General features: G+C 38.5%; 18 protein-coding genes. 11 read left to right on the forward strand and 7 right to left on the reverse strand.

All coding sequences use genetic code 11. From position 1 onward, the window contains the following. Positions 1-67 precede the first annotated feature (67 nt). The 10 genes from NYP54_RS01545 to NYP54_RS01590 all read left to right on the forward strand — a co-directional run bounded on the left by NYP54_RS01545 (position 68) and on the right by NYP54_RS01590 (position 9091). Positions 68-1195 carry a calcium:proton antiporter gene (locus NYP54_RS01545; RefSeq protein WP_283156866.1) on the forward strand — a complete coding sequence of 376 codons (1128 nt, stop codon included), beginning with the start codon at positions 68-70 and terminating at the stop codon, positions 1193-1195. A gap of 114 nt (positions 1196-1309) precedes the next feature. Then, a complete protein-coding gene (locus NYP54_RS01550; protein WP_117001323.1) occupies positions 1310-1546 on the forward strand; it encodes a hypothetical protein in 237 nt (78 codons plus the stop codon). After that, entirely contained in the window at positions 1534-1818 is a 285-nt protein-coding gene (locus tag NYP54_RS01555) for a type II toxin-antitoxin system RelE/ParE family toxin (protein ID WP_283156867.1), read from the forward strand. Before NYP54_RS01550 ends, NYP54_RS01555 begins: the two co-directional genes overlap by 13 nt. Positions 1819-1899: 81 nt before the next feature. Further along, the gene (gene rlmE, locus NYP54_RS01560; protein ID WP_283156868.1) at positions 1900-2526 is read left to right on the forward strand and encodes a 23S rRNA (uridine(2552)-2'-O)-methyltransferase RlmE; all 627 of its coding nucleotides are present in this window, start codon (positions 1900-1902) and stop codon (positions 2524-2526) included. Positions 2527-2537: 11 nt separating this feature from the next. Then, the gene (locus NYP54_RS01565; RefSeq protein ID WP_283156869.1) at positions 2538-3113 is read left to right on the forward strand and encodes a cob(I)yrinic acid a,c-diamide adenosyltransferase; all 576 of its coding nucleotides are present in this window, start codon (positions 2538-2540) and stop codon (positions 3111-3113) included. Beyond that, positions 3110-4483 (forward strand): Trk system potassium transporter TrkA, encoded by a 1374-nt coding sequence (trkA, locus tag NYP54_RS01570; RefSeq protein ID WP_283156870.1) that lies wholly within the window; start codon positions 3110-3112, stop codon positions 4481-4483. The genes NYP54_RS01565 and trkA overlap by 4 nt, the downstream gene beginning before the upstream one ends. Before the next feature lie 99 nt (positions 4484-4582). Then, positions 4583-4882 carry a metalloregulator ArsR/SmtB family transcription factor gene (locus NYP54_RS01575; protein ID WP_151194140.1) on the forward strand — a complete coding sequence of 100 codons (300 nt, stop codon included), beginning with the start codon at positions 4583-4585 and terminating at the stop codon, positions 4880-4882. 20 nt (positions 4883-4902) lie between these two features. After that, entirely contained in the window at positions 4903-7089 is a 2187-nt protein-coding gene (locus NYP54_RS01580) for a cation-translocating P-type ATPase (protein WP_283156871.1), read from the forward strand. A 164-nt stretch (positions 7090-7253) separates the two neighbouring features. Further along, complete coding sequence (locus NYP54_RS01585; protein ID WP_283156872.1) at positions 7254-8411, forward strand: iron-containing alcohol dehydrogenase; 1158 nt, start codon at positions 7254-7256, stop codon at positions 8409-8411. Between the two features lie 224 nt (positions 8412-8635). Next, positions 8636-9091, forward strand: a complete 456-nt coding sequence (locus tag NYP54_RS01590) for an excinuclease (protein WP_283156873.1) — start codon at positions 8636-8638, stop codon at positions 9089-9091. 4 nt (positions 9092-9095) lie between these two features. On the opposite strand, the gene NYP54_RS01595 is transcribed toward NYP54_RS01590, so the two are convergent. Then, positions 9096-9959: a class I SAM-dependent methyltransferase gene (locus NYP54_RS01595; RefSeq protein ID WP_283156874.1), complete on the reverse strand. Its 864-nt coding sequence runs from the start codon at positions 9957-9959 to the stop codon at positions 9096-9098. Positions 9960-9968: 9 nt separating this feature from the next. After that, positions 9969-10904 carry an aspartate carbamoyltransferase gene (pyrB, locus tag NYP54_RS01600; RefSeq protein ID WP_283156875.1) on the reverse strand — a complete coding sequence of 312 codons (936 nt, stop codon included), beginning with the start codon at positions 10902-10904 and terminating at the stop codon, positions 9969-9971. Between the two features lie 97 nt (positions 10905-11001). On the opposite strand from pyrB, the gene coaE reads away from it, so the two are divergent. Beyond that, positions 11002-11607: a dephospho-CoA kinase gene (gene coaE / locus NYP54_RS01605; protein WP_283156876.1), complete on the forward strand. Its 606-nt coding sequence runs from the start codon at positions 11002-11004 to the stop codon at positions 11605-11607. Here the strand turns inward: coaE and truA are convergent. The 5 genes from truA to NYP54_RS01630 form a co-directional block, all read right to left on the reverse strand. Continuing rightward, positions 11571-12368, reverse strand: a complete 798-nt coding sequence (gene truA, locus NYP54_RS01610) for a tRNA pseudouridine(38-40) synthase TruA (RefSeq protein ID WP_283156877.1) — start codon at positions 12366-12368, stop codon at positions 11571-11573. The two genes, coaE and truA, sit on opposite strands and share 37 nt — an antisense overlap. Positions 12369-12420: 52 nt before the next feature. Further along, on the reverse strand, positions 12421-12951 hold the full coding sequence (locus NYP54_RS01615) for a M15 family metallopeptidase (RefSeq protein ID WP_283156878.1): 531 nt from the start codon (positions 12949-12951) through the stop codon (positions 12421-12423). Beyond that, the gene (locus NYP54_RS01620) at positions 12944-13492 is read right to left on the reverse strand and encodes a DUF4823 domain-containing protein (RefSeq protein WP_283156879.1); all 549 of its coding nucleotides are present in this window, start codon (positions 13490-13492) and stop codon (positions 12944-12946) included. The genes NYP54_RS01615 and NYP54_RS01620 overlap by 8 nt, the downstream gene beginning before the upstream one ends. A 119-nt stretch (positions 13493-13611) precedes the next feature. After that, positions 13612-14187 carry a GTP cyclohydrolase I FolE gene (gene folE, locus NYP54_RS01625; protein WP_283157500.1) on the reverse strand — a complete coding sequence of 192 codons (576 nt, stop codon included), beginning with the start codon at positions 14185-14187 and terminating at the stop codon, positions 13612-13614. Between the two features lie 57 nt (positions 14188-14244). Next, the gene (locus tag NYP54_RS01630; protein ID WP_117001338.1) at positions 14245-15021 is read right to left on the reverse strand and encodes a type III pantothenate kinase; all 777 of its coding nucleotides are present in this window, start codon (positions 15019-15021) and stop codon (positions 14245-14247) included. Between the last annotated feature and the right edge of the window lie 97 nt (positions 15022-15118).

The following is a 15118-nucleotide window of genomic DNA, read 5'->3' on the forward strand; positions in this document are numbered from 1 at the left end:
TCTGACTAGCAGTAAGAGAAGTCATATGAAAAAACGACTTGAAAACAACGAACAAATAGGAGGTAAAATGCACAAAACAATAAGTTTTATTAAAACCGAATATGGCGTTATTTTGCCTATCATCCTCTTTGTTCTATTAAATATGGTTTTTTTAGGTCTGGACCCATATAACATTAGCCACTTTGCCACAGCAGCAACAACATTCGTTATCTTTGCTGTAATGCTCGTTTGCGCCTTTAATGTGGTTAAACACGCGGATTGGTTAGCTGAAAAATTTGGTGAACCCTATGGTACCTTAATTCTAACCCTTTCTGTTATCTCAATTGAAGTGGCATTAATTATCACCATGATGTTGATTGGCAAAGGGGACCCTACCCTTGCCCGAGACACGATGTTTGCCGTAATTATGATTGCCGTTAATGGCTTTGCTGGACTTAGTCTATTAACAGGAGGTATAAAACACAACACACAAATGTATAATACCGAAGGTGCTAGTATTTATATTTCTTTACTTATTCTTTTATTAACAGTCTGTTTAATACTCCCTAATTATACTGTCGCAACTGATGCGGGCACGTTTAACTTAAGTCAATCAGTTGTCGTGATTATTGTTTGTGTCATCCTTTATGCGGTATTTCTAGTGAAACAAACGGTAACACATAAAGACTATTTTCAGTATAAGCATGATGGCGATAGTGATGAGGAACACCACAGCCCTATGGGCTCAGTACTCTATCATGTCATTATGTTGTTCCTTGGTCTTGTCGTGATGATCGCCTTATCAAAAAATCTCGCAAGCTTCCTTGAGTTTAGCATTCAAGAGGCGGGACTTCCCAGTAAGTTAGGTGGTTTTATTATCGCACTTTTAGTATTAACCCCAGAGGGTGTAAGTGCTATTCAAGCTGCTTATAAAAATCAATTACAGCGCTCAATCAATCTATGCATGGGCTCTGCCGTTGCGACCATTTGCCTTACTGTGCCATCGGTACTCGTGATAAGTCTCGTTCTTGGTCAACCATTAATTCTTGGATTAAACAGCACATCGATTGTCATTATGGTGCTAACCTTTTTAATTGCTTTAGTTACCTTTACCTCACGACGCACTAGCGTCTTTAATGGAATGGTTCTTCTGAGTGTCTTTATCGTTTACTTTGCGTTGATTTTCGATGTCGCTCAACCTTTGTCTCAATTATAAATTCATCCAAGAAGCAATTCTCTAACAAATTTAAAACAATCTATCAGAGGAAATTTGCAAATTGCGATAATTTGCTCTAACCTTTCCACATGAGACAAACTTTGGAGTATTACCATGGGATTTATATCAGTCAGACTTCCTGAAGAATTTGTTAATGAAACGAAGGGTTTTGCAGAAAAAGGTTATCGCACAGTACCGCAACAAATTCTATATTGGGCAGAACTTGGCAGACAGCAAGAGCTACGAAACTGGCAACTTGAAAAAATGAGACTCGGCTTACAACAAGCCAAGAATGCTCAGATTGCCACAGAGCACGATGTTTCACGAGTATTTAGTAAATGCAAAAAATAAACTGGTCACTTGAGGCACTTAACGACTTTGAAGACTACGTTGAATGGTATTTAAAATATGCTGATGAAGTTGTGGCTATGCGCTTCATTGACAGTATTGAAAGTGCTTTAAAGTATATTTCATTAAATCAACATGCCTCACGTATGGTAAGCGAGATTTCCGAGTTAAGGGAATATATTGTCTATGACTTTCCTTTTTTAATTTCTTATTGGATTAAAAATCAAGACGAAATCATCATTACTTCTTTTCTGCATCAAAAAATGAAAAAGTAAAAAAGTAAAAAAGTAAGCTACTGTATATTTTCCTAGGTGATATACTGTTGACATTAATTAGCACGATACCTTTATTTGTTAATGTCAAAAAACAAACATAGCAAAAGCAGCAAACGCTGGCTTGATGAGCATCATAGTGATCATTATGTTAGCCAATCTAAAAAAGACGGTCTAAGATCACGCGCAGCTTACAAACTCATGGAATTACAGCAAAAGGATAAGCTATTCAAATCAGGCATGACCGTCGTTGATTTGGGTGCCGCTCCTGGTGGTTGGTCACAGGTTTTGACAGATTTTGTTGGTTCTGAAGGCAAGGTGTTTGCCTTGGATATTCTCGAGATGGATCCCCTGCCTGATGTGACCTTTATTCAAGGCGATTTCACCGAGGATGAGCCATATGAAGCCTTAATGCAATTAACTGAAGGTGAGTCAATTGATTGGGTGATCTCTGATATGGCACCAAATATGAGTGGAAATCGCAATACCGATCAAGCCGGATCAATGTATCTGGTTGAATTGGCACTTGATTTTGCCGATAGCACATTAAAATCACGTGGTAATTTCTTAGCTAAAGTTTTCCAAGGTGAAGGCTTTGATCCTTTTGTAAAGGCAGTTCAAGAGCGCTTTCAAAAAGTTGTTATTCGTAAACCTGATGCATCTCGTGCGCGCTCACGCGAAGTCTATGTGATCGGATTTAATAAACGTTAAAGGAATCATTCATGGGTCATAGACTATCAAAAATTTACACCAAAACCGGCGACAAAGGTACTACTGCCCTCTCAGATAATATTCGTATTGATAAATGCGCACCGATTATTGAAACCATTGGTCAGATTGATGAATTAAACGCAGCCATTGGTGTTATTGTCGCCTTTTCAAACAATCTGGAAATAAACAACCAACTACAGAATATTCAACATCATTTATTTAACATCGGTGGCGAGCTGTCCTTTCCTCAATTTAGCCAACTAACGGATCAGGCGATTACCGCACTTGAAATCCAAATTGACCAGTGGAATGAATCTTTGCCACCTTTGAAAGAGTTTATTTTACCTGGTGGCTCACAATGTGCGGCTTTAAGTCATCAAGCGCGTACCATAGCACGTAAAGCAGAGCGTCACTATGTTGCCTTGATCCAAGATCAGACAAAAGCACATAACCCACTTATTTTAAGTTTTTTAAATCGCTTATCTGATTATTTATTTGTGTTGGCACGTTTTTTTAATCAGTTAGATCAGCACGATGAAGTGTTATGGAAAAGCCATAGAAGTGATAAAACACAGGAAAAATTATGAAAATTATTATTTTAGGTGCCGGACAAGTCGGCAGCTCTCTGGCTAAGAATTTACAAAAAGATCATAATATCAGTGTTGTTGATGAAAAAGCTGAGCGACTAAGGCATATTCAAAATCACTTTGACGTCAAAACGATCTGTGGCTCGGCATCACATCCCAATATTCTTGAAGAAGCAGGTGCTAATGATGCGGATATGATTATTGCGGTAACTAATAATGATGAAGTTAATATCGTTGCTTGCCAGATTGCCTATAGTCTCTTTAAGATCCCAACGAAAATCGCACGTTTACGTAACAAAAATTACGCGCGCTATCCGCAAATTTTTAATAATGACAATATCCCAATTGATCTTATTATTAACCCCTCTGAATTAGTTACTCAACGTTTGGTACGTTTAGTTGAACATCCTGGCAGTTTCCAGATTGTTGATTTTGCTAATGGGCGCTTGCAGTTAGCAGGGAGTGAAATTGCCGAGGACTCACCACTTCATGGCATGAGTATACGTGAGTTTAGACAAGAGCTTCCTGATATCGATGCGCGTGTTGTTGCCATTTATCGCAAAAAACAAAACTTACTTATATCCGCTGATACCGTTTTACAAAAAGAAGATGAAGTATTCTTTATTGCTGAGCGAATTAATATTCCTGCGATTTTACGCGAATTTCAACCACAACAAACGGCATGCCGCAAACTCTTTATCGCTGGAGGTGGCAATATCGGTATGGGGCTTGCTAAGAAGCTTGAGAATGATTATTTGGTTAAAATCGTTGAGCGCAACTATGAGAACTGTCACTTAGCTGCTGAAACACTAAACAATACCACCGTACTCTCAGGTGACGCCTCAGATGCTGAGCTATTAAATGCCGAGAGCATTGATGACACTGATCTTTTTTGTGCAGTAACCAATGATGATGAGGCCAATATCATGTCGGCAATGCTTGCTAAGAAAATGGGCGCTAAAAGCACCATTGCCCTTGTTAATAGCCTAAGCTATGCGGCTTTAGTTGATGAAACACACACCATTGATCGCGCGATTTCACCGCAAAGAATCACTATTGGTGTGATCCAAACTTACTTGCGCAAAGGTGATATGTTAAATATCTATTCACTCTATGGCGGACATGCGGAAGCTTGCGAAATTGTCGTACACGGCACAGCTGACAGCTCACCAATCGTCGGTAAGAAAATCAGTGAACTAAACTTACCAAAAGCGATTATTATTGGCGCCATCGTCCGCGATAACACCGTGTTAGTTGCGCATGATCATTACACGATTGAGTCAGGAGATCACGTTATTGTCACGATCACGGATCTTGATCATGTCTATACGATCGAAAAGCTTTTTCAGGTATTGCCAGTTTTTCTATAATCCTTTATTACATATTTTTTCATCTACCCACTTTACATCAGCCATATTTTCACCTAAATTATATAAATTATTTTTTATATAAAAATTTATGGATTTATAATGAGTGATATTGATGAACTTATTTTGACGAGAATTGCTGATGTGTGCCATATCATGGGCGATGCCAACCGTATGCGCATTTTGTTCCTATGCGCTAAAGAAGCAACGCCGGTCAATCACTTTGTTGAAAAGCTTGGCGTATCTCAGCCTCTGGTTAGTCATCATTTGAAATTAATGAAAGAACAGCGTCTGATTAAAGGTGAACGCCAAGGTAAACAAGTGCTCTATTCCTTATACGATGAGCATGTGCATTGCATTTTACAAGATATGTATAAACACTGGTCGGATGAAACCCATTAATCGAATAAAGGGGAAACAAAATGTTTGAATATAAAATTTATGGCATGGACTGTTTGGATGAAGTCTCTGTGGTGAAGCGAGAACTTTTACCTTATGTCAAAGATGAAAGTTTGCTACAGTTTAACCTGTTGAAAGGCAAGCTCATGATTCACAATCAAACACAACAATTTACACAAGCTGAAATTGAAAAAAGGCTCAAAGCAACAGGCTACCAATTTATCAGTTGGCAACAATATGAGATCAAACAGCAAACCAATAGCGAAAGCTTTTGGCAAAAGCATATGCGCAGCCTATTAACTCTGATTTGTGCACTGTTTTTAATCATAGGTTTTGCTATCCATGGCAGTTATCATGGTTTTTTAGATGCCCTTATTGGTGAGCATGGGGCAGCAACTGCCCAACCTGTTAGCTCAATTGTTTTTTATGTTTTGGCATTAATCGTTGGTGGCTTCTTTATTTATCCTAAAGCATGGGCAGCATTAAAACGTATACGTCCTGATATTAACCTTTTGATGACCATCGCTGTGATTGGTGCGATATGTTTAGGTCAATGGTTAGAAGCTGGCATGATTGTCTTTTTATTCTCCATCGCTTCATTGCTCGAATCATGGAGTGTTGGCAAGGCGAGAAAAGCGATTCAATCATTACTAGAAATAGCACCCGATACTGCGAATGTTTATTGTTCACATCATAAAGATATCGATGTTAAGAAGGTTGAAGAAGTTAATATCGGCGCCACAATCGTTATCAAACCTGGTGAGCGTGTTCCTTTAGATGGCGTTGTTAAAGAAGGTGAAAGCTTTATTAATCAAGCACCTATTACCGGTGAATCATTGCCTGTTGAGAAAAAGCAAGGTGATCCTGTATTTGCTGGTAGTTTAAACGAAGATGGTCTTTTGTATGTCAAAGTGACAAAACTTGCCACTGAATCAACGCTGTCAAACATTATCCGTCAAGTGGAACTAGCGCAAGCGAATAAGGCAAAGTCCGAGATGTGGGTTGAGCAATTCGCCAAATACTACACGCCTTTGATGATGATATTTGCCCTATTAGTCGCGATTGTGCCACCATTATTATTTGATGGCAGTTGGTACAACTGGATTTATGAAGCCTTGGTGATTCTTGTCATCGCCTGCCCTTGCGCTTTAGTTATTTCAACCCCTGTGAGCATTGTCTCGGGCTTAAGTGCTGCGGCTAATCATGGCATTTTAATCAAAGGTGGCAGCTTTCTTGAGTTACCTGCGAAGCTTAAAGCAATTGCTTTTGACAAAACAGGGACGATTACCCAAGGCAAACCCCTCATTCAGTCAATTATTAATATCTCAAAAGAGTATAGTGATAATGAATTACTACAACTTGCTGCTGCACTTGAAGAAGGTAATAACCACCCCTTAGCACATGCTATCTTTGATAAAATGGTGGCGCTTAAATTAGAAAAAACCTTTAGTGCTTCCAATATCCAAGTGATTAAAGGCAAAGCGATTACTGGACAGATTAATGATCATCATTATTGGATCGGCAGTCATAAATATCTACATGAGAAAACCAAAATTACAGAAAATTTAAATGCCTTTCATGATCAGATTCTCGAATTAGAAAAAACCGGACATTCGCTATTAATCTTTGCTAATAGCAATCATATTCTTGGCTTATTTGCTGTTGCTGATAGCATCAAAGACAATGCCAAAGATACCTTAACTAAACTCAATGCCCTTGGTATTAAAACCGCGCTATTAACTGGTGATAATAAGGGTGCTGCACAGTTTATTGCGCAACAAGCTGGACTTGATGAGGTTTACTCTGAGCTTTTACCCGAAGATAAAGTAGCAAAAATCAAAGCCTTACAAACTCAATATCAAACAGTTGCGATGGTTGGTGATGGCATTAATGACGCCCCTGCTTTGGCAACGGCTGATTTAAGTCTTGCCATGGGAGACGCGGGCAGTGATGTTGCAATTGAAACGGCTGATATTGCATTGATGTCCGATGATTTAGCTAAATTGCCGTGGTTAATCAAGCATGCCAAACGTGTTAAAACCATTATTCAACAAAACATCACCTTTGCTTTAGGGCTTAAAGTAGTCTTTATGGCGTTGGCTTTACTTGAGCTTGCGAATATCTGGATGGCTATTGGTGCTGATATGGGTGCGTCCTTACTCGTGGTATTTAATAGCTTGCGTTTATTAAAAAGCAAAAATCAGGATTGATAGTGCGTTTGGCGCTGTTTATCGCGGAATGCCATATGGCATTGCCAAGGAAGTCCCTGCTCATTAACTGCAAACTGCTACAAAGCCATTAAAGGATATGCTACACTTTGACTCCGTTGATGCCATCAAATCAATGATGGCATAGATCTAAAATGGAGCATCTTATGGAAAACTTTATTTATTACAACCCAACTCGCATTTACTTTGGTCAAGGACAAATTACACAATTAAGTCATGCAATTACCAAAGATCAAAAAGTATTGTTAATCTACGGTGGTGGCAGCATTAAACAAAATGGTGTTTATGATCAAGTAAAAACAGCATTAGCCAACCATCAAGTAACTGAGTTCTCAGGCATTGAACCAAACCCTGAATATGAAACTTGCCTTAAAGCAGTTGAACTCATCAAACAAAATAATATTGATTTTGTATTAGCTGTTGGTGGCGGTTCAGTCATTGATGCCACTAAATTTATTGTTGCAGCCGCTAAATTCAAAGGTGATGCATGGAATATTTTAGCCAAACATGCTGATATTACTGACGCTGTACCTTTTGGCTGTGTGTTAACACTGCCTGCGACAGGCTCTGAAATGAACTCAGGATCGGTTATCTCGCGCCGAGCGTTGAATAAAAAACTTGCATTTATGCATGAGAAAGTATTCCCTGTTTTTTCAATTCTTGATCCAGAAACAACTTACACCCTACCAGCAAGACAAGTTGCCAATGGTGTTGTCGATGCCTTTGTCCATGTGATGGAGCAATATTTAACTTATCCGCAAAATGCCCAATTACAAGATCGTTTTGCTGAAGGCATTCTCAGCACGTTAATTGAAGAAGGTGAAAAAGTACTTACTCATCCTCATGACTATGATGTGCGTGCTAACATTATGTGGGCAGCAACACTTGCATTAAACACATTGATCTCTCAGGGTGTTAAAACCGATTGGGCAACACATATGATTGGGCATGAGTTAACTGCCTTTTACGGTTTGGATCATGCACAAACCCTTGCAATCATTCTGCCAAGTATCATGGAATACAAAAAGGATAAAAAACAAGCCAAACTAATTCAATACGCTGAACGTGTCTGGCAGGTTGAGAAAACACTTGATGCTGAAACAAAGGTGCAAATCGCTATTGAGAAAACACGCGCCTTTTTTGAAAAAATGGGTAACCCAACCAAAATTAGTGCTTACCAACTGTCACAAGATAAATTTGACGATATTATTAATAACCTCAAAGATAATGGTCTTACCGCATTGGGAGAACATGCGGATATCACGCCTGAAGACAGTTTAAAAATCTTGCAAATGAGTTATTAAATAATGATGACAATATTTTTCATTAAGCGCCGGCTGAGCGTAAGTCGAAGCCTCTATGAATGTGATTTTTCTAAGCTTACCCTTCGACTTACGCTCAGGGTACGATGAGCAACTATGGGCAAACATTTAGTCTTAGGCTCTTAATTTTATTTTCTTTCACTTATCAACACATCCTGCTAAAATTCACCCACTAATATCATACTTATTTATCAAAAAATCAAAAAATGAAAAGATCTAAACTAATCAATACAGCTTTACCTATCCTCGTTGCAACAACAGCCTTAGCAATAAGCGCTTGCTCATCAAATACTGGGTTAGGCAATTACAATATTAATCAAGCGATGAACTCAATGCCTACCAAGGTAAAGACACAAACGACAGACTTTAAATTTTACTTTGGTAAAAATTCAGCTCCCACAGGCGCTAAAGACTTAGGTGAGATTACAACAAGCCGCCGCGCTAATGCCTTTGCCAAAGACCCTGTTGCTTCTTGTAACTGGGTATTCTACTCAGCCCTTCTGAGCTTAGAAAACCAAGCCAAAGAAATGGGTGGCAATGGCGTTGCTAACATTCAATCGAATTGGAAAAATAATACGACATCAAGCACAGATACTTATGTGTGTGAAAATGGCTTATGGATGTCAGGTGTCGCTTTAAAAGGTAACGCCATCAAGCAGTAAGTCATTACCGCTTTCTGGCACAAATAAACCGATGTGGCATCTCTTTTTGATCCTCTAATACGTCAAATCCTGTCTCAATAAATAATTGATGTAAATCCAGCTGATGAAATGCTTTAACAAAGGGTTCATTTAATTTGCGCGCTAACAATTTAAAATAAACACCTTTGACCCCGTGGTCTTTACATAATTGCCACGTTTTATCTTGATATTGCAGTGGTGATGGCTCAGCAATGACAAACACCCCACCCTTTTTAAGCACACGTGAAGCTTCTGCGATAAGTTGTTTGATATATTTGGGTGGAATTTCATGTAACACATAACAAGCACTTAAACCATCAAAGCGTTCATTAGTAAATGGCAATGATTCGGCAACACCTTGTATAAACTTTATGTGTGGGTAGTCTAACGCCGCATGCTTTAATAAATAAGGACTTGGATCAATCCCCCAAATATCGTGGGCACCTTGTTGATAAATCGCGTTGGAAGTTTTACCACCGCCACAACCGATATCTAGCACAGCGTGACAGTCTTTTAGATAATGTGCTATTTTTTTGCGTATGGGATCAACTTGATTAAGCATTGCAACATCAAAGCCTTTGATATAACCACGCGTTAATAGCTTTGAATAGTTTCCACAAGGAATATTATGAAACTCCTGTAAAACATACTTAGGAACAGGCATTTCCTGCAATAGTTTTTCATCTAAACGCACAGATCTATTTTTTGGATAAAAAACTGCCTTCACTAAGGTAAGCCAAGCCATTGGTGATTTAAAATTTAACTCATCAACCCAGCTTTTAGGTAAATCCAACTCATTCCAGTTTTGGATGTCAGGATCTAGGAAAGCTTTATTATCAACTTGCTGCATGGTTGAAAATCACACATTCAACAAACTATAAAGAATCGCCTGACGCATAAATACACCATTTCTAGCCTGCTGGAAATACCACGCATATTTAGTGGCATCGACTGAATGACAGATCTCTTGCACGCGCGGCAGTGGATGCATCACAATCAAATCATCATGTGCATTATTGACCAACATATCCGCCGTCAGCACATAATCCATTGTATGTCCATCTTCTTCGGAAAAACGCTCTTTTTGCAAACGCGTCATATATAAGACATCAACCATAGAAATGACATCAGATAAGTTCTCAACACAGTGTACAGCTATGTTTTTATTTTTAAGTTGAGCTAAGATTTCTTCTGGAATTTGCAACGCCTTTGGTGCCACATAATATATTGTAATATCATGATAGTTTAATAATGCATAGCTTAATGAATGTACAGTGCGGCCATAACGCAAATCACCAATCATCGCGATTTTTATACCATCAATCTGCCCAAATTTTTGCTCTATCGTAAATAAGTCAAGTAAGGTTTGTGACGGGTGTTCATTTGAACCATCGCCAGCATTCACCACAGGGATATGCGAAATATTTGCAGCAATGTTAGCACTTCCTGATTCAAAATGACGCATCACAATCGCATCAGCATAGCCATTAAGCATTTGGATGGTATCGCTTAAGCTCTCTCCTTTCTTACCAAAGGAGGTATTATGCGCATCAGCAAAACCAATGACCTTAGCACCTAAGCGATGAATCGCTGCTTCAAAGGATAAACGCGTACGTGTTGACGCTTCAAAAAAGCAGCTGGCAATAATCTTATCATTCAAAGTATTGATAAGTTTGCCATGCTCGGCATCATGCGCAAGATTCATCAGTTGATCAAAATTATCCCGTTTTAAATCTTTGATACTGACAAGGTGCTTTGTTGTGTTATTGGCTGTAGATAATATCGTCTCAAGCATATTATGTCCCTTAAGGTGTTAATTACTTTAATTACTCTATGCATATCAGGCAAACAGCGCTATCCTATCAAGAAAAAATAACAAGGTATATTAAAACATGTTTCCCGTTGCATTGACTGGTGGTATTGGTAGCGGTAAAACAACAGTTGCTCATCTTTTTCATCAGCTTCATAACATTGATATTATCTGTGCGGATCAAGTCGCTAGAGAAGTCATTCTATTACCCAAAGTCATTGAAGCGATTATTAATGAATTTGGCAACACAGTAATAACTAACAATATGATTGATAGAAAAGTCTTACGCAGTATTATCAGTCAAGATGCCGCAGCACGCACTTGGTTAAACAATCTCATGCATCCGATTATTCGTCAGCAGATTGAATTAAAACTCTCAAAAAGCCAATCCATCTATACAATCATAGATATTCCACTTTTAACAACTGCAACACTTACTAATTACCCCTATCTTAAAAAAATCATCTCGATATGCGCATCTATGGAAACCAAACTTGATCGCATTACAACGCGTGACAACCAAACAAAATCGCAAGCTTTATTGATGATTCAAAGCCAGATTAGTGATGATGAACGTCACACATTTAGTGATTTTATTATTAAAAATGATGGCGATATTTCTGAGCTTACACCACAGATTAATGCTATTCATCACAGCATATTGTCATTCTTAAACGGCACTTCCTGACAGGCGATAATCTCTAATGCTCGTGGATAACCCACTTCAATTAAGTACAAACCTTGAGGCGGTGCCGTGATACCTGCTTGCGTGCGATCTTTTGCACCTATCAATACTTTGATCCAATCGGGCGACTTTTTTCCTAAACCCACCTCTAGCATTGATCCGACAATATTTCTGACCATATGATGCAAAAATGCATTTCCTTGAATATCAAAAATAATAAACTGACCATGCTTAATAAAATGCGCATGCTGAATGTTGCGCTTAGCACTTATTGATTGGCATTGTGATGAACGAAAAGAGCTGAAATCCTGCTCACCGAGCAAATACGCACAAGCTGCGTTCATTTTGCTTATATCCAGTGACTGATTGATCCAGGTTACTCGCTCATGCCATAGAGCACTCGATGTTTTAGTCTGATAGATCACATATTGATAGCGTCGATATAATGCACTAAAGCGCGCACTAAATCTCTCATCAACCTCATAAGCAGCAGAGACATTAATATCATTAGGCAAATGCGCATTAACACCTAACACCCATGCCTTCAACTGCCTCACTGCTGACGTTGAAAAATTTATCACTTGTGCCGTGGCATGTACACCAGTATCCGTTCTACCTGCGCAGACCACCTCAATCGGTTCATTGGCAATAATGGATAAGGCTTTTTCTAAGCGCTCTTGTACACTATCGCTATGATTTTGGCGCTGCCAGCCACAGTAATTGGTGCCTGCATATTCAAGCACCAACGCATAATGTTTTAACATCGTTTTTTAGTTTAAAATCAATATTCACTAAGATCGTGAATCATAGCACAACTTAAGATGTTTTATAACACCAATGCCAAGGTTCATAAATAAACCCATAGGTATTATCTCGAGGGTAACTCAGTGAGAAATGAAATTTTATGGCATGCTTTGATAACCATTTAAAAGCTTTGGTTTGCTCAAAACCTTCTGTTAGCACCTCACTCTCCTCATCTGAGGTAAAATCCAAGGCACATCCTGTGTGATGCTCACTAAATCCAGGCAAGGCTGATACTTTTAAAATATCCTCCAGCAATAAGCCTTTATTTAACTTATTTAAAATAATATTAGCTTGATACAGGTAGCTACGAAACGCTGAAACAATCATGAGATTCACACCATCTTGCAAAGCGCTTTGCTGCATTTTCAGCCATGCATGATATGCCTCACGTTGCATATAACAATCTCGATTAAACACATCTTTACCGCCACAGATGAGCGTCGACTCTGCACATTCTTGAAAAAATGGCTGTTTTTTATTATCGGCAAATGCTATTGGCAAAATCGCATAAGCGCTCTCAAGTTTTTGATGATTATTAGGCATTGGCTGGCTTTCCTTGCATAAATAAATTCTCGGCAATTGCTGTTAATGGTTCGTGTAATAGCTCAAGTGGTGTTTTTTCAAAGCCTGGCATTTTTGAACTTATGCTATTAATATGCACTTCATCAATAAGTTGGTTCGTTCTTAGATCATATATTTTAATGCTTAATTCAACTTGATCAGCGACCCCAGTAAGTAATGTATAACTCTCTGTCCACTTACTGATTCTCGGCAAAATAAAATAATCATACTTTTTATCACGCGCAGCCAAGTATTCAAACTGTGCTGATTGGAAATGTGATGCCAGCGTCAGCGTTTTAAAGTGGTCTTTTAATGCATCATTTAAAATTGATAATGTATCCTTAGCAGTTCCTGGATAACTATGTAAATCATCATAGCCATTGTTAGGATATGCCATATAAGCGGTAGCATCCTTAGGCAATTTCACTAAGCCATCACGAAAATGAATATCATTACTCTGTGCTGCCACTGTCTTTTGCATCGAGTTTGCAACGATTTCATGTGTGCTTGCACAACCTGTCATTAAAAAGCAAAGAGCTAAAAAAAGTTTCTTCATTTTTGTTAAAAACACAACTAACGATACAAATATTATACAGAATATAGCGTTTAGACCAAGTAGGCACAGCGCTTTTTTTGATTTTCTTATAAGCCTGAAATCAATGACATTAATTCACTACGACTTTTCTCATCTTTTCTGAAAATCCCGCGCATACAACTTGTCACTGTTGAGGTTTCTGACTTATGTACTCCTCGCGTTGTCATACATTGATGCATGGAATCAATAATCACGGCAACACCTTTGGGTGCTAATGCTTTCTCGATTGCCAAAGCAATTTGCATGGTTAAACGCTCTTGTGTTTGTAAGCGCTTGGCAAACACATCTAACACGCGCGCTATTTTACTGATGCCAACAACTTTGCCATTAGGCAAATAAGCAACGTGCGCTTTACCGATAATCGGCACCATGTGATGCTCACAATAGGACTCCAAGCGCATATTCTTTAAAAGCACAATCTCATCATAACCTTCAACATCTTCAAATGTTTTTGATAATATCTCATCTGGATCTTCTGCATAGCCTTTAAAAAACTCAGCGTATGACTTAATGACACGCTTGGGTGTTTCAAGCAATCCTTCACGATTAGGGTCTTCACCAATATATTCGAGTAAAGTTTTTACCGCTGCCTCAGCTTGCTCGGTATTTGGTTTTTTTGTCATTGTATTCACTTCATTTATTTTATTTATATAATTTGTTTTTTTATTTCATTTACTTCATTATTTATTTTTATCAAATGCCATTTTAATGCCTTGTAGTACCAAGTCAGGCACGATAGCATCAAATAACCCAGGGACATTAAATAATTGCGAAAATCCACCAGTAGCGACAGTAATGACATTGCTTGGATCTGTTTTTAATTCTTGAATCATCACTGATTTGAGCTCTTTTAGAGCACCTAAGTGCCCATAATAAATACCTGATTGTAGATTAGTATCGGTATCTTTGCCTATTGCCATCATTGGTTTGACAATACTCACTGACGACAGCTGAGCGGCATTACTACTTAATGCTTCAAGTGAAATACGCACGCCCGGCAAAATGGCGCCACTTAAATAGGTTTTATCTTTACGCACCACATCAAAAACCGTGGCTGTACCCAAATCAATCACCAAAATATCTTTGTTGGCAAATAACTCAACAGCAGCGATGCATCCGGCAATCCGATCAGCACCAACCTCTTTAGGCGTTGCTACTTGCATTTTCAAGCCTGTTTTGACACCCGGTTGCAAGAAAAATGGTTCAAGATCAAAATACTTTAAAATGGCGGAGCGCAGCGAATAATTAATGGCTGGCACCACAGAGGCAATGGCAACACCTGTTATTTTATTTGGATCAAGGGCATTCTCACTCAACGCCTGTCTTAAGAAAATACCTATTTGATCTGAACTACCATGTGCTGATGCCGTAGTATAACGAAACTGTAATATCAACTCATCATGATCAAAAACACCCGCATGAATATGCGAGTTGCCAACATCTAAAGTAAGTAACATCTGTTTTTTCTGTCTTTATAAATATCCCGCTTAGTTTAATGTCGCAGTATATACCCATCATTAATTCATTTACAGCACTAATCCACATTTTTTAAGT

Source organism: Cysteiniphilum sp. QT6929 (genome assembly GCF_030035755.1).
In the GTDB taxonomy this organism is placed as follows: Bacteria; Pseudomonadota; Gammaproteobacteria; order Francisellales; family Francisellaceae; genus Caedibacter; species Caedibacter litoralis.